The sequence below is a fragment of the Psychrobacillus sp. FSL K6-4046 genome, assembly GCF_038624605.1.
In the GTDB taxonomy this organism is placed as follows: domain Bacteria; phylum Bacillota; class Bacilli; order Bacillales_A; family Planococcaceae; genus Psychrobacillus.
Genome location: NZ_CP152020.1, coordinates 806,687 through 828,609, shown reverse-complemented (window position 1 = coordinate 828,609; position 21,923 = coordinate 806,687). Strand labels below are relative to the sequence as shown.

17 protein-coding genes and 2 pseudogenes are annotated in these 21,923 nt (G+C 38.9%); 3 read left to right on the top strand and 16 right to left on the bottom strand.

The window, feature by feature from the left end; all coding sequences use genetic code 11:
- Nucleotides 1-321: 321 nt before the first annotated feature.
- Entirely contained in the window at nt 322-1,671 is a 1,350-nt protein-coding gene (gene brnQ, locus MKY09_RS03960) for a branched-chain amino acid transport system II carrier protein (RefSeq protein ID WP_342567645.1), read from the bottom strand.
- A 30-nt stretch (nt 1,672-1,701) separates the two neighbouring features.
- Nucleotides 1,702-2,682: a proline racemase family protein gene (locus MKY09_RS03955; RefSeq protein WP_342567644.1), complete on the bottom strand. Its 981-nt coding sequence runs from the start codon at nt 2,680-2,682 to the stop codon at nt 1,702-1,704.
- Between the two features lie 243 nt (nt 2,683-2,925).
- Between MKY09_RS03955 and MKY09_RS03950 the strand changes: the two genes are divergently transcribed.
- On the top strand, nt 2,926-3,897 hold the full coding sequence (locus tag MKY09_RS03950) for a proline dehydrogenase family protein (protein WP_251552649.1): 972 nt from the start codon (nt 2,926-2,928) through the stop codon (nt 3,895-3,897).
- Between the two features lie 547 nt (nt 3,898-4,444).
- Here the strand turns inward: MKY09_RS03950 and MKY09_RS03945 are convergent.
- The 7 genes and pseudogenes from MKY09_RS03945 to MKY09_RS03915 form a co-directional block, all read right to left on the bottom strand.
- Nucleotides 4,445-5,173: pseudogene (locus tag MKY09_RS03945) on the bottom strand (endonuclease); the annotation flags it as partial.
- Nucleotides 5,174-5,677: 504 nt separating this feature from the next.
- Nucleotides 5,678-6,082 (bottom strand): annotated as a pseudogene (locus tag MKY09_RS03940) (S-layer protein); the annotation flags it as partial.
- 651 nt (nt 6,083-6,733) lie between these two features.
- Nucleotides 6,734-8,029 (bottom strand): MFS transporter, encoded by a 1,296-nt coding sequence (locus MKY09_RS03935; RefSeq protein ID WP_342568210.1) that lies wholly within the window; start codon nt 8,027-8,029, stop codon nt 6,734-6,736.
- Complete coding sequence (locus MKY09_RS03930; protein ID WP_298470512.1) at nt 8,026-8,475, bottom strand: VanZ family protein; 450 nt, start codon at nt 8,473-8,475, stop codon at nt 8,026-8,028. The genes MKY09_RS03935 and MKY09_RS03930 overlap by 4 nt, the downstream gene beginning before the upstream one ends.
- 70 nt (nt 8,476-8,545) lie before the next feature.
- Nucleotides 8,546-9,394: an STAS domain-containing protein gene (locus MKY09_RS03925; RefSeq protein WP_342567643.1), complete on the bottom strand. Its 849-nt coding sequence runs from the start codon at nt 9,392-9,394 to the stop codon at nt 8,546-8,548.
- A gap of 127 nt (nt 9,395-9,521) precedes the next feature.
- The gene (locus tag MKY09_RS03920) at nt 9,522-10,604 is read right to left on the bottom strand and encodes a Gfo/Idh/MocA family oxidoreductase (protein ID WP_298470510.1); all 1,083 of its coding nucleotides are present in this window, start codon (nt 10,602-10,604) and stop codon (nt 9,522-9,524) included.
- A gap of 426 nt (nt 10,605-11,030) precedes the next feature.
- Entirely contained in the window at nt 11,031-11,249 is a 219-nt protein-coding gene (locus tag MKY09_RS03915; RefSeq protein ID WP_342567642.1) for a protein rep, read from the bottom strand.
- Nucleotides 11,250-11,335: 86 nt separating this feature from the next.
- Here MKY09_RS03915 and MKY09_RS03910 point away from each other — a divergent pair, with 86 nt between their 5' ends.
- The gene (locus tag MKY09_RS03910; protein WP_251552644.1) at nt 11,336-11,791 is read left to right on the top strand and encodes a site-2 protease family protein; all 456 of its coding nucleotides are present in this window, start codon (nt 11,336-11,338) and stop codon (nt 11,789-11,791) included.
- Nucleotides 11,792-11,888: 97 nt separating this feature from the next.
- On the opposite strand, the gene phoU is transcribed toward MKY09_RS03910, so the two are convergent.
- From phoU to MKY09_RS03880, 6 genes are all read right to left on the bottom strand, one after another.
- Entirely contained in the window at nt 11,889-12,542 is a 654-nt protein-coding gene (gene phoU / locus MKY09_RS03905; protein WP_342567641.1) for a phosphate signaling complex protein PhoU, read from the bottom strand.
- Nucleotides 12,543-12,560: 18 nt separating this feature from the next.
- Entirely contained in the window at nt 12,561-13,370 is an 810-nt protein-coding gene (pstB, locus tag MKY09_RS03900) for a phosphate ABC transporter ATP-binding protein PstB (RefSeq protein WP_342567640.1), read from the bottom strand.
- Between the two features lie 15 nt (nt 13,371-13,385).
- The gene (gene pstA / locus MKY09_RS03895; RefSeq protein ID WP_342567639.1) at nt 13,386-14,210 is read right to left on the bottom strand and encodes a phosphate ABC transporter permease PstA; all 825 of its coding nucleotides are present in this window, start codon (nt 14,208-14,210) and stop codon (nt 13,386-13,388) included.
- Between the two features lies 1 nt (nt 14,211).
- Complete coding sequence (gene pstC, locus MKY09_RS03890; protein WP_251552639.1) at nt 14,212-15,126, bottom strand: phosphate ABC transporter permease subunit PstC; 915 nt, start codon at nt 15,124-15,126, stop codon at nt 14,212-14,214.
- 33 nt (nt 15,127-15,159) lie between these two features.
- Nucleotides 15,160-15,984 carry a phosphate ABC transporter substrate-binding protein gene (locus MKY09_RS03885; RefSeq protein ID WP_342567638.1) on the bottom strand — a complete coding sequence of 275 codons (825 nt, stop codon included), beginning with the start codon at nt 15,982-15,984 and terminating at the stop codon, nt 15,160-15,162.
- A gap of 1,107 nt (nt 15,985-17,091) precedes the next feature.
- Nucleotides 17,092-18,726 carry a hypothetical protein gene (locus MKY09_RS03880; RefSeq protein ID WP_342567637.1) on the bottom strand — a complete coding sequence of 545 codons (1,635 nt, stop codon included), beginning with the start codon at nt 18,724-18,726 and terminating at the stop codon, nt 17,092-17,094.
- 166 nt (nt 18,727-18,892) lie between these two features.
- Here MKY09_RS03880 and MKY09_RS03875 point away from each other — a divergent pair, with 166 nt between their 5' ends.
- Nucleotides 18,893-20,272 carry a Glu/Leu/Phe/Val dehydrogenase gene (locus tag MKY09_RS03875; protein ID WP_342568209.1) on the top strand — a complete coding sequence of 460 codons (1,380 nt, stop codon included), beginning with the start codon at nt 18,893-18,895 and terminating at the stop codon, nt 20,270-20,272.
- Nucleotides 20,273-21,262: 990 nt separating this feature from the next.
- Here the strand turns inward: MKY09_RS03875 and MKY09_RS03870 are convergent.
- On the bottom strand, nt 21,263-21,727 hold the full coding sequence (locus tag MKY09_RS03870) for a GNAT family N-acetyltransferase (protein ID WP_342567636.1): 465 nt from the start codon (nt 21,725-21,727) through the stop codon (nt 21,263-21,265).
- Nucleotides 21,728-21,923 lie beyond the last annotated feature (196 nt).

Genomic DNA, 21,923 nt, shown 5'->3' with positions numbered 1-21,923 from the left:
ATCCATTTGACCCCGAGGGGCAAGGCGATGAAGCTGGACATCAAGAAAAGCGGAATCGCCTGTCACTGCCCCGACAGGCAAATGGGAAAAAGCGAGGAGGCAGTTCCTCAGCCACCGGAGCTTTTATCCATTTGACCCCGAGGGGCAAGGCGATGAAGCTAGACAAGAAAAGCTCCCTAATATGGGAGCTTTTTCGTATTAAAAAGATTATCGTACGCCTGGGCGTATTGTGTCTGACACTGGGACACACACAACTTCCCCCGAAACCCGCCTATCTCCATGTTCCATCCAAATGAATTGTGCCTGACACAGGGACACGAACTAAGCCTCCCGCAGTTCCCCGGTCTCTTCCTGCTTCTCCTTTTTAAAGAAAAAGCCGATGATTGCACCAATCAGACCAGTAACAATCCACCCTGCTCCGTTTGAAAACAACGGGATAAAGCCAAATACATTGTTAAGCGTTTCCACCGCGATGTTCGCATCTTTTAATGCATCCATGATAGCAACTATACTTACCCCGATAATAGTACCAACATATACCGCACGTGAACCCTTGAACCAGCTATCCGTAAAAATCAAGATAATTAGTGCAATAGCAATTGGGTACAGCAGCATTAATATTGGTGAAGCCATAGTCAAGATTTTAGTTAATCCGAAGTTAGTAATAATTAAGCTCCCTAGCGAGAAGATGATTAACCATTTCTTATACGACACCTTCGGAATAATCCGCTCAAAGTATTCTGCTACAGCAGCTAAACAAGCTACATTCGTCGTAATACCAGTTAATAAAATAACAATCCCAATTAAATAAATCCCAATTTGACCAAACAGCGCTTGTGAAGCAAGTGCAATCAGCTCTCCGCCGTTTGTTGTATAGCCTACTGCATCTACACTAGTTGCCCCTATCCAAGACATCGATACCTGCAGAAGAACTAGTCCAACCACAGTAACAAGACCCGCCTTGATAAACACCTTGGATACTTCCTTTTTAGAGCGAATACCCAAAGCATCAATTGATTTTATAAAGATCCCACCAAAGACAAACGCTGCTAACACGTCCATCGTAAAGTACCCTTGGGTGAACCCCTTTAAAAATGCATCACTGGCAGTTTCGTAGCCCATTCCATCCACAGGTCCATGTACTGAGCCCATCGGAGTGAAAATAGATTTAGCGACGATGATCACTAAAAGCGTTGCAAAGACAGGTGTGATTAACTTGCCTAATCGATCAACAAATTTAGTAGTCTCCCATGATAGGTAAACCGTCAAAGCGATAAAAATGATAGAAAAGACAAGTAGAAATAAACCTATCATACTATTGTCTGTAATCAGCTGTTTAATAGCAATCTCATAAACTACCGAGGTAGTCCTGGGTATAACATAGATCGGTCCAAGCGTTAAAAACAGCAAAACCGAGAAAACAACAGCAAACTTAGGGGAAACCCTACTTGCCAGCTTTTCCACAGTTCCTCCACCTTTAGTTAGTGCAATTATTGCTAGTAAAACTAAGCCTACTCCAGTTACTAAGAATCCTGCCATGGCAATCGGTGTATTGGTTCCTGCCTGTTGCCCTAGAACTGGAGCAAAAATCACATTACCAGCTCCTAAGAACATGGCAAATAACATAAACCCAATGGCTACAATTTGAAAAAACGATAATTTCTTTTCCATTTTTTTGCCCCCTTTAAATAAAAACCTTCTCTAAATCGCAAAGCCCTCCGCATAAATATCTGCTTCCTGAAGAATAAATCTGTGCTCTCCAGTAATCCAAGCAGACCCCTTGATAGCTGGGATAATAGCATCTATTTCTGCGATTTTTGTTTTACCTAATACCTTTCCTTCAAAAGTTGAACCAATAATACTTTCTTGAATAATGGAGGCTCCTGGTTCTAATTCGAGGGCAGCCATTTTAGCGCACGTTCCAGTTCCACAAGGTGAGCGATCAATCTGTCCGTCTCCAAATACAACTACATTTTTATAATGATTGTCACTAATCTTATTCGTAATTTCGATCAAATCCACCGTTCGGATGTTTGGAATAGTCGGGTGCTCAATATTGATATGGTGATTGATATAATCCCTTGCCTCAGTAGCAAGCTCTAATATTCTTTGTTTGTCCGATAGGTCAATATTGACCCCTATATCAGAGGAATTGATTATCCCAAAAAAACTTCCTCCAAATGCAATATCTACTGATACATCTCCTATGTCATTTAACTTGATAGATAATCCTTTATGTAAGATAAACGCAGGGACATTCGTAAATTCGATACTCTCCACCTGATCTCCCTTAAAATACGCTCTGCATTCTATAACTCCAGAAGGCGTATCTACATAGATAAGCTCTTTTTTAGGAATAATCCCTTTAGTTAAACACATCGTAACGGTGCCTATAGTACCATGACCACACATGTTCAAATAGGAGCCACTGTCCATGAAAATTATTCCTATATCACATTTTTCATTACATGGTTCAGTTAAAATGGAGCCAAACATATCTTTATGCCCTCTTGGCTCGTTCATCAATAGCTTGCGAAGGTGGTCGTAATTTTCTTTGACATACTCCTTTTTCTCCATCATCGTCTCTCCAACAATATCTGGAAAACCGTTGACAACTATACGCGTTGCCTCTCCCATCGTATGTGTATCGATTGTTTCTAAACTTAAAATATACTGATCCATACTTGTCCTCACTTTCTATTAATTTCTTCTTTAACTTAAAACATATAATATTTAATATGTTTTGAAAAGTATATTGCATTCATATAATTTTATTTTTTTATTATTTTCTAATAATAAACCCCGTCATATAGGGATTTACGCTAAAATATATTTATATTAAAAAAAGATAAATTTATCACAATATTAAAATATATGTTATAATGCTTGAGAAATTGATTGATGAACATGAGGGAGAGATATTAGATGGCATTACGTGACTTTTTTATCGCTTTATCTGAAAACCGTACACTCAACAGTGCAGCTCAAAAATATGGTTTAAAAATGGGTGCACAAAGTGTTGTTGCAGGAACTAATATTCAAGAAACGATTGAGAGCATTAAAGAACTAAACCAACAGGGAATCTCCTGTACGGTTGATAATTTAGGTGAGTTCGTGTTCGAAAAATCAGAGGCTACTGCTGCTAAGAAGCAAATCTTAGAGGTTATTACCGCAATACATGAACATGGTGTGGATGCACATATCTCTTTAAAACCTTCACAGCTAGGACTAGATATAGATCGAGATTTTTGTTATGAAAATCTAAAAGAAATCGTTGCCTTGGCGGACGAATACGATATTTTCGTCAACTTCGATATGGAAGACTATGGCCGTTTGTATCCTTCCTTTGAGCTAATGGAGGAACTAAGCGAACAGCACGATAATATTGGTACAGTAATTCAAGCCTACTTCCATGAATCAGTTGAAAATATTGAGAAATATAAAAACTATCGTTTAAGAATCGTTAAAGGTGCTTATAAAGAGCCAGCTAACATCGCATATCAGGATAAAGCAGAGATTGATCGTAAGTTTATCCAATTGATCGAGTATCATTTGCTAAACGGCAAGTTCACCTCCATTGCGACTCACGACCATAACGTGATTGATCATGTGAAGCAATTTGTTAAAATCAATGATATCCCTAACGATAAATTCGAGTTCCAAATGCTTTACGGCTTCCGCAAGGACATGCAGCTTCAACTAGCAAAAGAAGGATACAACTTCTGTACATACGTACCTTTTGGTAGTGACTGGTATGGATACTTCATGCGCCGTCTAGCAGAACGCCCACAAAACTTAGCACTTGTCACCAAACAAGTATTCAATAAAAAAACAAACACCGTTATTGGACTAGCAGCAGCTGCATTCCTTGCTGGTCGCTTAACAAAACGTAAATAATAAAAACCTGGACCTCCTTTATATGGGTCCAGGTTTTTTAATTGTAGGATAGGGTGGATTGTTGTGAAGTTAACTTTGACCGGTGAGCAGTTTTGGAATTGTCGTAATCTTCGGGGCGATTGTCGTAAACTTGAGCTTGATTGTAGTAATACGAGCGCTCATTGTTGTAAAAGTGCTTTGACTGGTGAGCCGGTTTAGGGATTGTCGTAATCTTTGGGTCGATTGTCATAAACTTGAGCTTGATTGTAGTAATCCGGGCGCTCATTGTCGTAAAAGTCACTTTGACCGGTGAGCAGTTTTGGGATTGTCGTAATCTTCGGGGCGATTGTCGTAAACCTGAGCTTGATTGTAGTAATCCGGGCGCTCATTGTCGCATTCAGGAGTGGAATTATCGTAATCTAAGCCATGATTGTCGTAAACCACCTAAAATTAGATGTTAACCTTGGCCAACTCGAACTACTCATGCAAATTCATTGATGTCGCGAAAATTTCCAGTAACTAAAAGACTGGACCCCCTGTTTGAAGGGGTCCAGTCTTTTACTATGGCTTATGAAGCTTTCGGAAGAGCTAAAGAACCAGCTTCTCCCCATATTAACTCCACCCATTCTGGATGGTCGATAAATGGATTACGATTCCCCTGCCACTCTTGGATAACATTGTTTCGGTTAAGTTCAAATTCATCTACTGGATCTTGCTCATGCCACTCTAGCAAAACAGAAAGCTTGCCATGAAAAGGAGCTGAGCCATTGTTTAGTTTTTCATTTAGCTCTAAATCTACTCGATCTCCTGCTTCATACCGTGTAGCCATATAAAAAAGAATACGAGCAACGTCACCCTTTACTCTATCTGGTGGCTCAAAGGAATTTTTCGTCTTATAGCAGCCATCACAGCCGCTAACTGGCGACCCGCCATTATCAAAGTCTAGGTTCCCTCTAGCACTATTCACTTGAACGTCCGTGGGACGAAGGTGATGGATGTCTGTTCCAGGACCTTTACTTGTACCAAAATTCCCATGAGACTTAGCCCACGTATGCTCGCGGTTCCACTGTCCTACATTTCCTCCGTTGGCAGTTTTAGAGCGGGATTTCCCGGAATAAAACAAGATCACATTATTTTTATTTTTCGGGTCCTCATCTGTTTCCCGTAATGCATCCCAAGCCTGAGAATAGCTAAGCTGAGTATGGTCATCAATAATCTCATGAAGGGCAGCTTTTAGCGCAGCACCTTCTTTACCAAGAGCATCCTTATAATAATTATCTGTCGGCGAGCCTGCTGCTGAGACAACTACACTGAATTGCGTAGTTACTTCTTTATCGCCGTCTGATCCAGTAACTCCTACAATGTACGTACCCGCTTCCAGATCAAGAGTTAATACTGACCCTTTGATCGTTCCTAATGTGGACGTAAACGTCAGCTCATCCGCATCTGGATCAGAGAAGTAATCCATCAAATTAATGGACTTTGATTGTCCTACCTTTAGGTTCATCGCAGGTATATTTGTAGCCGCTGGCGCTTTTGGGGTAGGAGCAGGCATCGGAGTTGGAATAATAATATCCATTCCCGCTTTTTTCGATACCTCTGTCACCTTATCGATAAGCTCCTTCACCATAGGTAAATCACTAGGAGAAGGTAAACGAATAACTAACGGCTTAATAGATTCTAATATTTTAATAGCTTCTTCCTTTTTCCCTGCTGCAAGTAGCTTATCCGCTTCCTTCACTTTCATGTAAATAGTGACAGGTATCATCAGCTGATCTCGTTTTTGATTTGCAGGCTCCTTATATTGGTCTAGTAATAGATCTCTAGCTGCCTTCCCAGAAAAACGGTAAAGGATAACTGTTCTACTTTTAAGCTGGACAGAAAGCTTATGATAAAGAGCCTCAACCTTTTCCCAGTCCTTAGTACTCTCTGCCTTTTTTATGTCCGCCATTATAGAGTTTAAGTACTTGTCTGTGTAATTATAAGCATCAATATAAGGTAGTATTCCTTTAGAAATACGTTCCTCGTATAAAGCATCTAAATCTTTTAATAAAGCATCCCTGTTACTAACGTTAGCTTTTTGTATAGCACTTCTCGCTTTTTGATAATTCATCTTCGCTAAATTTAATGCTGGATACAACTCTGCGCTAGTTGCAACAGTACCGTTTTGTGCAGGAACTACATATGAATATGCAGCCTCCTTCATGTCTTTTCTTGCCTGATCCACAATAGATTGTAGTGAACCGTTTGCATACCCTACATTGCTTGAAGCCAGTATAGACGTGATGAGTAAGACTGCCATGACAAATTTCTTCATCTTGTTGTTCATGATATCCCTCCATTTTTTATAATAAATAAATAGGCAATTCCTCACTTAAACTATTTTTACAATAAATAGAAATAAAAAAATATTAATGTCAATTCTTACCATAGCACGAAAAATCGTTAAATACAATTATGAAAATATTAAAATTTTGTAATAATCTAATTTCTTTTTATTAGTGGAGCAAATGTGTTAAATATTTTGTAGTTTATAAAATCTAAAGACTATAAAATAGCGTTTAATGCTAAGTAAATAAGATCTCGGAATGCTTATAAATAATAAAGGGAAATTTTTAATAGACTATGCAACCAGAAAAGAAATTTTTTGGGGAAAGGAAGCTTTACTTAAACAAATTTTGAGCAACCGGGAGATAGGAATGGGATTGTAGTAATCTATGAATTGATTGTCCTAAAATACTTGATCATTGTCGTTAATTAGCCCTTCATTGTCGTAAACTAGAGCTTGATTGTCATAAAACACAAAAAATCTGTCTCCTCAGGTGTACTCACCTAACAAGACAGCTCAATTTTCCATTCAGTTCTTCCAATAAAATTTCCAAGCTTGTTCTGGAACCCTACACAAACTAATAATTAGCACGAAGGACACAATCCCGGCCACTAACGAAAGTATCATATAGCTAGTTTGAGCCGCAATCACACCAGACAAGCCGCCACCCGAAACACCAGCGAGCGCCACCCACACGTCAATCGACCCTTGTCTTTTCGCTCGAGTGGCAGGTACGGTGGAATCTACAATCAAAGCAGTACTGCTGATCAATCCGAAATTCCAGCCTAGCCCAAGTAAAGCAAGCGCCACAATAAGCATTCCTAAAGAGTCACCTGGTGCAAATGCTGCCACTAACCCTGCAGCCAGCAGTGTAAATCCAGAAGCTACCGCAATCGCCACACGACCAAAACGGTCAACTAGTATCCCAGTAACAAGTGAGGGTAAATACATCGCAGCCACATGAAAGCCAATGACAAGACCGACTGCGTTCAAGTCATGTCCATGATGCCTCATGTGCACGGGAGTCATTGTCATAATGGAAACCATCACGACCTGAGTGATGACCATAACGGCAGCCCCGATGAAAATACCTCTCCTATCCTCTACTTCCTCTTCTACACTTGAAGTATCCTGTTCCACCTGCTTATTAATAGCAGTCGAAATCACTAACGGATCTGGTCGCAATAAAACCCAAAGAATTGTTCCAGCCAATAAATAGGCAGCTGCCGCCAATATAAATGGCCCGGCAAGAGATGGAACCCCTATAGACTCAGCAAACCTTCCCATAACCCCTACTAAATTTGGACCCGCAAATGCCCCTAATGTGGTCGATACCATCGCAATACTAATGGCAGTACCTCGCTGCTTGGCAGTGGCTAAATCCGTTCCTGCATATCTAGCCTGCAAGTTTGTCGCTGATCCTGCACCATATATTAACAAGGAGGCAAACAGTAAGATGATACTGTCAGTCATAGCAGCAGCAACTACCCCAATGGCACCAATACCACCGACGATAAATCCGCCGGACAAGCCGTACCTCCTACCATAACGCTGTGACATCCTACCAACCATTAACGCCGCTCCTGCTGACCCTAACGTGAACAGGGCAGTAGGTATACCTGCATAGCTATCTGTCCCTAGCATATCCTGAGCAATCAAAGCCCCGACTGTTATTCCAGCTGCCAATCCTGCTCCTCCAAAAACCTGTGACAAAACGACTATCCACAATGTTCTTTTATATAGTCGCTGGATTTCTTCTGGAGAATCTATGTATCTCTGAATATCAATTTTTCCCTGTGAAATAAAAGCCACCCCCAAATCTATGCTTTTGAACTCCTCCGCAAACCCTTTAGCCAACTATATATTATGATTCCAACAAATGCGCCAGTACTATCGATCAATACATCCTTCACCTGCGCTCCTCGACCAGGGACAAACAGCTGATGAAGCTCATCACTAATCGCATAAACAATGCAAATAGCTAAAGCAAATACGATACTTTTCTTACCTTGAATCTCACTTAACCGGAACGCTCGGACAACCAATATTCCCAATACAAAATAAATAAGAAAATGTGCATTCTTTCGTACGAAATGATGTAAATGATCAACAAATAAATCCGACTCCGGAGCAACAGCTTCCACCACTGATAAAATTACCTCTGTTACCCCTGTACTTAATTCCTTTGAATCATCAGCTGGCTGACTGGAGAAAAAGAAGATTAACCCCATCCATAAAACCACTGCTAAATACGACCAAATTTTCGACATATAACCTCACCTTTAAAGCTTTTCTTATCAAAAAAGCAACTAAAGCTATAGCTCCAGCTGCTATTAAACATTACATATTTTTATAAACGCCTGTCCGAAGCAAGGCTTGCTTTAACGAACTGAATGTAGAAATCTTACCGAAGTCTAGTCCTAGCTGGACAGAGGTATGTGCCACCTCTGGGCGAATACCCGAAATATATGGACGAATTCCTAGTAAGCTTAAAACCTCCATAAACTTATACAGCTCATTGGCAACCATTGTATCTATTATAGAAACTCCGGAAATATCAATAAACAGCTTGTCTAACCCAAGCTCTATACACTTTTGTGGAATCTCATCACTTAGAGATTTTGCGCGATATGTATCCACGTCCCCAACGATTGGCAAGACACCAACCTTTTCTAGTATAGGTATGATAGGACTGCTCAATTCACGTATTAGCATTTGTTGAGCATTAAGCCGAGTCGTAAACAGATAATAATAGCGTTTAGAGAATTCAAAGATTAATCGGTCAAAGGATTGATTATAAATGGCGCTCCACTTTAAAACATCTTTAGTTGTAATACCTCCTGCTTGACCTTGAACAAAACGTTCTACATAGCTCCAAATAATCTCTCTCGTCTTGTTAAGTGCCTCGATCACATTATGAATTGCTATATTATTTTCTACTCTATTTTTTGCGACTGTTTCAGCCCATGTCTCTAATAGCTCGGAAAATGTTTTCTCATCCAATAAGGAAGTGGCAACTGTCCTAATCGTCAATGCATTCTGTTCCTTCAACAGTTCATCTATTGAAGGGTTAGGATTATTTGAATAAAAAGGATCAGTAAAATTTCTTTTTTCCTCTAGCCACTGCTGGGAAATATGTGGAGAATTTTCAATCAAATAATTGTAAAGTTGTTCATTAATTGAAGACAAGTGATCTCCTTCTTTCTTTCTAAACAATAGTAACTCTATTATAAATGTTTCAGTAAGAAAAAGGTATTTTATTCTATTTTTAATTAAAAAAAGCAACCGAAGTGAAACTCCGGCTGCTAAAATATATTTATTTTGAAAATCTTCCTGCAAAGTCCATTGTGCTACATTTTTCCAATGGAAGTTTAACACTCTTACCTTCTGCAGCTGATTTATAAATAGCTAACACTAGCTCAAGTGCATTTCTACCGTCCACTGCTGTTACATAAGGATCTCTATCGTTTTTAATAGCTTCGATTACGTCTGTATATAGTGGGTTGTGTCCAAATCCATAAACGGATGGTGGATTTTCGTAATATTTAGCTTTTACTTCTTCTGAGTTATCTTTGTCATCAGCGAACATCCACTCTTCAATGATGTTAACAGACTTACCACCGATTTTAACGGTACCTTCTTCACCGAACACATATAGTGTTTCTTCTAGGTTTTTAGGGAAGATATTCGTTGTGCCTTCGATAATTCCGTAGCTACCATTTTTAAAGCGAACTAGAGCCATACCAAGGTCTTCTGCTTCGATGAAGCCGTGCATAAGGTTATCCGTCATTCCAACAACCTCTACGATTTCGTCGCCCATCATCCAACGTAACAAGTCAATATTATGTATACATTGGTTCATCAACGCGCCGCCATCTTGCTCCCAAGTTCCGCGCCATGGAGCTTGTGTATAGTAATCTTCCCCACGGTTCCAACGGATATGAGCAGTACCGTGAAGTAATCGACCAAAGCGACCTTCTTCAACAGCTTCTCTCATTTTTTGAACAGACTTGTTAAAGCGGTTTTGGTGACAAGCACTTACTTTAACATTTTTCTCTTTAGCTAAAGCGATGATTTGATCTGCTTCTTCTAAAGATAATGCGATTGGCTTCTCGATAATTAAATTGCTGCCATGCTCGATACAATCTAAAGCGATTTGTGCATGCTTTCCGCTTTCTGTACAAATCCCGATTAGCTCAGGAGATTCCTGCTGAAGCATTTCCTTGTAATCCGTATATTTCTTCACTGTTTCTGGAAGCTCAAACATGGAAATTGTTGCATCCATTTTGCTCTCGTCCACATCACATAACGCCACAATATTTAAATTATTTTCTATAGCTGCAGCAACATGATTAGGAGAGATTCGTCCACACCCGATAATTGCATATTTTAAACTCACTTACGTGTTCCTCCTTTGGAATATCCAAAATCTATATGCTCTTATGTTATCCAAACACTTAAAGTTATACTCTTAGTGAATATCCTCACATAAAGCCTACACTATTATATCATATTCCATTCTATAGTTTTATCAACTAAAAGTGTTTTAGAAAAAACAATACTAATGGTTGAACAAGTACTTCGATAGAAGAAGTTAATCTATCCATATTTCATAAGTGAGAATACGAAAATACATAAAACACAAAACAACCTAGACTTACGATTGTTCATAAAAAAATTACAAATATCCTGAATCTCGAAGGTCAAACAATTTCAGTCTTTTTGTTCGGCCAGGGAGAAAGCAGGAAAATTTACACCAAATTATGTGACAGACGATAAGTAATCCGTTATTGGATACTAACGGGTAATCAGACATTCAATAGCTTTATAAATTTGCAACCTTTTGCGAAGGACTATAAAGTAGAGGAATATATTGCTCTTGACCTGTTGTCACTTCTAGTTTACGAATGCACCCTTTAAAGAAATGAGCCACATTTCTACGTTTAAATAATTTTTTAACCGCTTTGTTAAATCTATCAAGCTCAAAAGATATTTCTTCTCCAGTACAGTTAGGGGCAGTCAATGTTGAAAATATTTCCCTCAATTTATTTCACTTCTCCCTTTAATTAGAGAAAAAGTTGAAACTTTTTACTTTTATTTGCGTAAATAATTTTAAAAAGGAGGACGAAAATGGATTTCATAGTAAATTTTGTCATTATAACATTATTTATTTTTCCAGTTATCGCTCTAATTCACGAATTAGGTCATGCATTTTTTTTGAAATTATTCGGAGGGGCAGTAAAGGAGTTTGCAATCGGAAATGGCAATGTATTGTGGAAGAAAAATGTTTTTTTCATTAAAACTGCTTATTTCGCCGGCGGTCGGGTTGTCCCTGAGAACATCGAAATACTAAGCAAAAACAAAAAAATGTTCTTTTACCTCGGTGGGGTTCTCTTTAATTTACTATCTGCTTTGACACTTCATTTTTTAACTGGATATGAATTCTTTGTCTTCCGAAACTATTTGGATAGTTTTATTTTTGTATCGTATCTAAATGTTATTATTAATCTTATTCCACTTGTTACAGTTATAGGGCCAACTGATGGTAAACAAATAATTGATTTATCTCGGAAAGTAATAAATTAGCTTTTTTCTTCCATGAACATATTTTAGGGTGCCTTGTTATATACACACATTAAAAGCCGATAAAAAAGAGATTAACTCTTTCTATCGGCTTTTCCAATTAGTTAAAATCATACATCCTACCTTTAATCAGATAAGCCGTACTTTCTGCTATGTTGGTGATGTGGTCGGCTGTGCGTTCTAAGAAACGGTTGATGAATAGGAGCTGGACTAGCTGGGCTGTGTCCTCGGGATGCTCACTTAAATATTGAATGAGATTTTGGTAATTAGCTCTACTGTTCGCATCGACTAGGTCATCCAGGTCGGCTACTTCCTTCGCAAGGGCAATATCTTCATCAACAAACGACTTCAACGATTTTTGTAGCATAGTAATGGAAACCGTCTTCATCGGGTCAAGCTTTGTCATGTGTAACAGCGATGGGCGCTCTCCTATTTTAATGGTTGCCTTGGAGATGTTAACTGCAAAGTCAGCGATGCGCTCAATGTCGCTTGATATTTTCAGCACGCCAATGATTCGGCGTAGGTCACGAGCAAGCGGCTGTTCTTTAGAGATAAACCAAATAGCCATTTGGTTTATTTCCTTTTCCATGTCATCGATCGTATTGTCTTTTTCAATTGTCTTTAAAGCAAGCTCGATGTCCTGTGTTTCTAATGCTTGATAGGAGCATTCTAGCTGCTCCTCTGTGATTCTCACCATTTCAGCTAGCTTGTTTTCTAGCTCTTGCATGTTATTTTCAAAGTTTTCGCGTATCATTTTCCTTCTCCCCTCTTATTATCCGAAACGACCAGTAATATAATCTTCTGTTCGAGAGTCACTTGGTGTTGAAAAGATAATGTCAGTTTGATCGTACTCGATGACTTCTCCATTTAAGAAAAATGCTGTTTTATCAGAGATTCTAGCTGCCTGCTGCATATTATGTGTCACGATCACAATCGTGTAATCTTTTTTCATTTGTGTGATAAGCTCTTCTACCTTAAGCGTTGAAATTGGATCTAGTGCAGAAGTTGGCTCGTCCATTAAAATGACATCTGGCTTCATGGCAATCGCACGAGCGATACACACACGCTGCTGCTGTCCACCGGAAAGTCCTAAAGCAGACGTTTTTAATCTGTCCTTCACTTCATCCCAAATCGCAGCCCCACGAAGACTTTCTTCCACGATTTCATTTAAAGCCTTCTTGCTTTTAATGCCTTGCATACGTGGTCCATAAGCTACGTTGTCATAAATACTCATCGGGAACAGGTTCGGCTTTTGGAAAACCATTCCTACCTTTGTACGAAGCTTGATAACGTCCTGACTTGCATATATATCTTCCTCATCAATAACAATTCTCCCAGTGATTTTCACGCCATCAATTAAATCATTCATACGATTTAACGTACGTAGAAATGTAGATTTACCACAGCCGGAGGGGCCAATCAATGCGGTTACTTCTTTCTCCTGGATACCTAAGGAAACACCATATAACGCCTGCTTCTCCCCGTAGAATAAATTCAGGTCATACACATTAATTTTTGATTGCTCAGTAGTTGTAATTGCACCAGAGCTTTCAGCGGTAGATTTAGAAAGTATTTTCTTCATATTGGTCTCCTTCGTTTAATGATTTGCCTTATTGAATTTCTTCGATATATAAGTTGCAGACAAGTTAAGGACTAAGATGATCACGATCAGGACAATACCAATGGCTGCTGCCAATTCAATATTTCCCGTCTCCTGTGTAACTAAGTAAGAATGTACCGTTAACGTACGTGCTGAAGAGAAAATACTATCCGGCATCGCAGCAACTGTTCCTGCTGTTAAGAAGATCGCTGCCGACTCTCCCACAATTCGTCCGATGGAAAGAATAATACCTGACAATATCCCTGGCATCGCACTTGGCAAAATAATTTTATAAAGTGTTTGCAGCTTCGTTGTCCCGAGTGCTAGAGAGCCTTCTCGATACGTGTTAGGTACCGTTTTTAATGCCTCTTCCGTCGTCCGGATAATGACTGGTAAAACGATAATCGTTAATGTCAGGGATGCCGCAATAATAGACATACCAAGCTTTAACGTTGCCACAAAGAATACCGCACCAAACAATCCATAAATAATAGAAGGAATCCCTGTTAAACTTTCAGTTGCATAGCGAATAATTTTCACTAGTCGACCTTGCTTTGCATACTCGTGTAAATACACGGCTGCTAATATACCAATTGGTGTAGCAATAGCGAGTGAGATAAGAATCGAATAAATCGTCGTGACGATCATCGGCCAAATCCCTCCTCCTTCAGTAGGAGAATAATCGCCGAATATAAAATCGAAACTGATTAATCGAAAGCCTTTATAGAAAATATAGCCAACAATCACAACTAGAATAGCAACCGATATAAAAGCCGAAAACCATAAGAGACCGCGTAAAATATTATCCTTTACTTTATTCATATTAGTTGCCTCCTCTTGCTGTAATTCTGGCTAGTACGAAATTTAAAATTAGAATGAAGGAGAATAAAACGATCCCCGTTGCAAATAACATTTCCTGATGAGTTCCGAACGCATATCCCATCTCTAAAGCAATATTCGTAGTCAACGGTCGAACACTGTCTGTAAGACTTGTAGGGATAATCAAGCTGTTCCCCGCAACCAATATAACCGCCATCGTCTCTCCGATAGCTCGTCCTAATCCAAGAACGATCGCTGCCATGATTCCAGACTTTGCAGCAGGAACAATTACTTTAAAAATTGTCCCGATATGAGATACACCAAGCGCTAAAGAGCCCTCTGTATATGCCTTAGGTACAGCACGTATCGATGTCTCAGCTACCGTTACAATCGTAGGCAGCATCATAATGGCTAACACAAGAATGACAGCTAACAAGCTTTGCCCTCTCGCCAGTCCAAAGTTGTCCTGTAAAAAAGGAACGATGATTGCCAGTCCAAATACCCCGTACAATACAGAAGGGATACCAGCTAAAAGCTGAATAGCCGGAGAAATTAATTTAGCTAGCCACTTAGGTGCAATCTCTGCTAAGAAAATCGCCGTGAACAAGCCAATTGGAACTCCAATAATTAATGCACCAATTGTCGCGAATAGAGAAGCCACGATCATTGGAAAAATACCGAATTTATCCTCACTTGGAACCCAGTCCGAGCCGAAAATAAAATCTATAAAGCTATAGCCCTCTGCTATAAACGGATAGGATCCTTTATAAAATACAAAACCTACTATTAACGCTAAACTGATGACCGATAATAAGGCGCAAGCAAGGAAAACCTTTGCAGATAAACCTTCTAGAAAATACTTGCGTTTGTTCGCTTTTTCTATTTCAACGGTTTGCTTCTCGAATGGTGGTGTAGTCACGCAAGTTCCTCCCATTATGTAATTTCACAGATTTTATTGAAGAATAGGGATAGCTCCTGCCTCCGAAACTATTTGCTGTCCTTCAGGATTTAAAATATAATCGATAAATTGCTGCCCAGCAGCTGTTAACTCGCCTTCCTTATAAACGAATAAGAACGGTCTTGAAAGACTGTACTTCTCGTCCAGCACGTTTTGTGCGGTCGGCTCTACGCCATTAATCTTCATCGGGTAGATCGTTTCATCGATATATTCAAAGGAGATAAAACCAACTGCGTGCTTATTTGTTGCCACTGTTGTCTTGATATTACCGTTCCCACTAGCAACAATCGCATTTCGAATCAATTCCCCAGAGGAATAGCCGACAATTTCTTGAAACGCATCGCGAGAACCAGAGCCGTCCTCACGCGAAACAACCACGATCTCTAAGTCTTCTCCGCCAAGCTCTTTCCAGTTCTTCACCTCACCAGTGAAAATCTGCTTTACCTGTTCCATCGTTAAGTTCTCTACCTTATTCGATGGATGTGTCACAATAACAATCCCATCATAGGCAATGATAATTTCTTCTAACTGAGCCGCTTCCTCATCCTTTAAATCGCGAGAGCTCATCCCAATTTCCGAAACACCATTTGTTGCATTGGTAATCCCAGCTGACGACCCAATCTGGTTAACCTCTATTTTGACCGATTCTGTTTCCTCATACTTCATCGCCAGCTTCTCTGTCAAAGGTCCCACCGAAGTAGACCCTGAAATCGAGATTGTCTGCTTATCGCCACTATCCTGCCCTGAATCATTACCTCCACAGCCAGCTAACAACGCAATCGGAATAACGAGAGAAACAATCGCTTTTTTAAATAACATGGACAACCTCCAAAAGTTATAGACTTCTATCTACTCTCCATCATAAGGCTAATTTCTTAACGTTCTATTAAGTGAATGTAAAGGTATTGTAAACTTTCTAAAAATGAATTAAATATATTGTGAATTTAATGAAAAATTAGTAAAAATATATGGTGTGAATAGAGAGATATGGGAACGGTTAAAAGCAAACGAAGGGAAGCGCACGTAAACCTGGGGAAAGCACACCTAAATAGGAGTGACATGTCACCTAACTAGGGATGTGCACATAAAACTGTAAAAGTGTCACCTAAACGAGGAGATTCCGCACCTAAACAGGAGCTAGATGTCACCTTAAATTGTGAATGTGTCACCTAAACTAGAGATTTACACATAAAACTTTCAAAGTGACACCTAAACCAATTGAAAATGCACCTAAACAGGAGCTAGATGTCACCTAAAATTGTGAATGTGTCACCTAAACTGAAGATGTGCACATAAAACTCTAGCAAGTGATACCTAAATAAGAGGTAACCGCACCTAAATAGGAGCTATCTGTCACCTAAAATTGTGAATGTGTCACCTAAACTAGGGTTGCGCACATAAAACTTTCAAAGTGACACCTAAATTAGGAATCATCGCACCTAAACAGGAGCTATCTGTCACCTTAAATTGTGACAGTGGTACATAACAGTTAAGAAGTGTCCCATTTAACACCTGAAAGTGCCCATAAATATACTAAGAGTGCACCATAAATGAAAGATAAACGCCCATAAACCGCAAAAGTGCCCATTAGAAGTCCAAAAGTGTCCCATTAACTATGCGGAAAGCGCCCATTAATCAAGTAGAAATGTCCCATAAAATGAAGAAAGTGACCCATTAACTAAATCGACCACACAAAAATCAAAAAATGTCCCATTAACCAAGGAGAAAGCGCCCATTAATCCAGTTGTTTTGTTACAAAAAGTCTATTACGCTAAAAGCACAAATAAACAGGAATCAATCATAAAGCTGTTTCGCGTAGTTTGGTCTTCAACTAGTGGTCATATGTATAATAGAAGGAGGACAAAATTCAACTCAATAAAAAAGCCGATGTAAGAGAATGATTCTCTTTCATCGACTTATTGTTGCTTATAGCTTGCCGAGCTCATCTATAAAAGCGGGTCGTCTTGCATACTGTGTGTTCAATTGCTGGATTAGCTCTGCTTGTTTTTCCTCACCAGCATACTTTTTGTATTTCTTGATTATTCTACATACGCCTTTGTAACGCTTTCTGTCCGTGGCTGATTTAGCCGAGGAATGTATATAATTTTGATACATTTCTATGACGTCCTCTGGGTATTCTTGTGCCAGTTGATCAGCATAGTTTTCTAGGTATAATAGATTTCCCTTAACATAATGCAATAACTCCTCTAAATCGTTTTCTTCGAGGATAATTTTCAAGTATACTTCCCTTGCATTCCACCCTTCGGAAACTTTTAATTCATTGATTAGAGAATTATAAAATGTGTCATCTTGGGCAAGCTCTTTTAACTCTTTATAATATTCAAAGTCACCGGACAGCAATAGCTCTTTTGCAAGCTTCTTCTGCTCTTCTTGAAGTGAAAGCTCTTTATAGGCTACGTATCGCTCCTTCTTCCAATGTATCACTAAACCTCGGAGCTTTTGGTCCTGCTTTTCTCCCTCCAAAGCAAGCTCTATCACTCGCTCATAATTTTTCTTCTCCATATGCTGATTTATCAATAGCTGTCGAAAGAATTTATAATGTATATTTCCTTCAATAAAAGAAGCCTTTTCCTCGTCAGAATCGTATTTTACTATTAAATTCCATAATAACTGAAGAAGACTTTCCTTATAATAATTCGAGTACGCATCGTCTGACTCCTCTTTTATCATCTTTTCCAATTTGTCTCTATACTTATTCCTCAAGACTTCTATATCCGCAAACTCCTCGCAGATTTCTAATATATTCAATTTAAAATTGGCCCATCCATCAAATATGCTTCGATCCACATGCTTCATTAGTTTATTAAATATGTCTATTCGTAATTTCACGTCTAAAGGATCGCAATCCATTGCTCGCTCGCCAATAAGCCCTAATGTTTCGTCTATAAGTGACCCTATATCTCCGTCCGAATCATCTGCATATTGGAGTGCCTTCATACCTTCATCTAGCACGAGTAATCCAATATTAATAGCTATTAATGTATCTTCCGTTTTTTTAATCTTCTCCAACAGTTCTTCGAAGTCCATTACAAATGCATAAGCATTTCGACGAGAGATATAGCCTTCTCTACCTTTATGCTCTTTAACAATAGAAGAAAGTAACTTTTTACACTGATCTAACAAATTAGTTTCATTCGTTTTTGCATATTTAAAAACCAACTTTTCCCCAAACTTTGAATCCTGTTCTACCATTTCCATTAATATTTCCACCAAATTGTCTTTAGATAAATCATTCAATACCTCAAAGACAGCGGGCTTTTTCTTCCCCACCATTTCACCTTCATATTCAGCTTCCATTAGTTTAAAATAAACAGCAGCCTCATGCTTGCAAATAGGTCCAAAATCGTAAGGACAATCGCATGCCGAATAAGTTATATTACCTGTTTCGTCTACTTTGACAATAACTTCATAATCTTCACTGCCTTGTACTATAAAATTATCCTCGTTATAGCTCTTCATAACCCGATTTTCCCTATAATAGTTAAAGCCTCGCTGTAATATTTCTTGGTTTAATCTTTCTTGAAAGTTATTTAGATTCATTAGTAAGGCTCCTTTTTATTAGTCTAATTAAAACAAATCATACCAATAAATTGCTCTCAAAAATAGTTATGAAAGCTAGATCATTAATTACATTTCCTACGTTTTTTCCCAAAACTTTAGGGTATAACTAACAACGATGAACAATTATTTGGAGGTGCTGGAATTAGTGGAAGAGCAAACGATATCTATTGTAAAACAGTCACTGAATGCACTATTGGAGAACGAGACATTTTTGCCAGAGTTACAGGGTGAAATGCGGACAAAGGCATTTACTTCGCTGAATGCCATTCTATCAACGCCGAATCAGATACATAAGTCCTTCCTGCGTGTCCCGCTTGAAAGTGGAGAGGTCGTTCGGATTCCTTCTTATCGTGTACATCATAATGATGCGCTTGGTCCGTATAAGGGTGGGATTCGTTTTCATGAGTCGGTGAATGAAGAAGAAGTTATTAACTTAGCGTTTTTGATGACGTTAAAAAACGCTTTGCATGATGTTCCATTTGGGGGAGGAAAAGGCGGAATCGTTATCAATCCTAAAAACTTCACCGATAAGGAGCTACATCGTATTTGTACGAAATACGTTCGTTATTTTAATCATGTACTTGGTCCTGACCGTGATATTCCAGCACCAGATGTTGGTTCCGGTGAACGTGAAATGGATTGGATGATGGCAGAGTACAAAAAGATTAACCAAGGGCAGCCTTATCTCGGTAGCTTTACGGGAAAAAGTGTCGCCAATGGAGGGTCTTTAGGACGACGTGAGGCAACTGGTAAAGGTGTTTATTTCACCTTCCGCTATATGCTAAGCAATTATGCCAAGGAGCACGGGCAAACGTTAGCAGGCTCCGATAATCCTTACGCTAAAACGTTAATGGAATACGCCAACCGACCACTAAGTGTAGCCGTTCAAGGGTTTGGTAACGTTGGCTCAGTCACTGCACTCGAGGCAGCTAAATGCGAACACTTACAAAATAAAGTCGTTGCTGTAAGCGATAGAAATGTAACACTCTTTAATAAAGAAGGCTTAGATATCCAGTCACTTGTCCAATTCTCTGCCGGGAATAAAGGTGACCTACCAACGTCAGAGGAACAACTAAAAGAAGCTGGAGTCACAGCGACTATCTTGAGTAGAGAAGAAATTCTAACAATGGATGTTGATGTTTTATTCCTGGCTGCCTTAGAAAATCAGTTAAACACAACGAATAAAGCCGAGATCAAGGCCCGGATTATTGTAGAAGGTGCAAATGCCCCAACGACAAAGGATGCAGATCTATACTTGAGCCAAAAGGGTGTCATCATCATCCCCGACATTTTAGCAAATGCCGGCGGGGTAATCGTGTCCTACCTAGAATGGCTGCAAGGTCGTGAAACACAATTCTACTCGGAAGAAGAAGTCTACAACCAACTTCTCGATAAAATGAAGCATACGATGGACACGCTACTTCCTCTATACTTCAGTGATCCGTTGCCACTTCGTCAAAACTGCTTTATCCATGCGGTAATACGATTATCTACTGTGCTGTATAGACAAGGGAAGCTATATTAAAAAAAGGATGGGGCGATGTAAGTCACTCCATCCTAAAAAAGAAAAAAGCGTAATCCAAATTTCGGATTACGCTTTTTCTTTCCCTATACAACCGGGAATACACTCGGAAAATTCACTTATATGTTGCGTTGTAAATTGTAACTGACAATTCGTCTGTTAATGAACCAGACATTTAGGTGCACTTAAAACAAAAAACTTTTCTTTCACTTGCTAAAATACGCTGAATCGAAACTAAATATATCGGTTCCCGACGAGAGTACCTTTCGTCAGTAAAGCAAATCTTCCGCCAAGGCTGTGCAAATCATCCTTCGGAGTTTCTTGTAAACACATTGTTTACCAGTCCTTTCCTTCGGTAGTTCCGCCTTGTACTATTTATATACCCCGCCGGAAAATACTTAAACATCTTTTATTAGCTGAGCAATTATTTCTGACACAAGGACAGACATACAGAAAAAAGCGTAATCCAAATTTCGGATTACGCTTCTTCTTTCCCTATAAAGGGAATACACTCGGAAAATTCACTTTATGTTGCGTTGTAAATCGTAACTGACAATCCGTCTGTTAATGAACCAGACATTTAGGTGCACTTAAAACAAAAAACTTTTCTTTCACTTGCAAAAACAATACACTGAATCGAAACCTAAATATATCGGTTCCCGACGAGAGTACCTTTCGTCAGTAAAGCAAATCTTCCGCCAAGGCTGTGCAAATCATCCTTTGGAGTTTCTTGTAAACACATTGTTTACCAGTCCTTTCCTTCGGTAGTTCCGCCTTGTACTATTAATATACCCCGCTAAAAAATCATTAAACATCTTTTATCAATATTTATTTAAAATTTTTTTATTCAAATTGGAAGACCGCTTTATCTCGCTTAAAGAAAATGCTTAAACACCGCTACTCTCTAGCGTTTGAATATTAAAGTCTGTGGTACGAAATATGTAGAAATTATTTAAAAATCAATTATCAGAATAGTGTCTGACACAGGGACACCTACAACAGTTTGTGCATGGAAATAGCAGATGAAGTAAACCCCAGCTTTGAATATAGTCGATAAGCATGCTCATTATTTCCGAATACGCTCAAGGCAATTGAATCTATTCCACGCCCTCTTACTCTATCTTGTAATTCCTCTAAGGCTTTTGTTGCGTAACCCTTTTGCCTGTATGCTTCTTTAATATAAAGGTGGTAAAGATAGGCGCGATTAATTTCCATATTTATACTAAACCAGATTATTCCTACTTCCTTAGCTATTACAGGATCATAAAGGTTGTATAAAAATTGTCCCTCGGTGGATAAACCATCTGGAAGCAAATCCTTCATCATCATTTCTGATTCTTCCATAGCTTTATCTATCGGAAGATTATAGTTGTCCGAAATATCTTTCGCATAATCCGGTATCATAAAACTTAAGTAGTTATTAAATTCATGGTCATTCATTTCTCTAAGCTTAATCATATATATATTCTCCTTTACTTCTATACTTTGATATTGTTCATACATGCCCCTCCTAACATCCTTCGTTATTCATTCGCAATAGACACGAAAAAATCCTGCTTTTTATAGTTTCGCCGCTTTTCCTATTTACATAAAAAAAAAGCCACTCACTAATGAGCGACCTCTAATTAATCCTTCTTAAATAGCAATCAGTCTC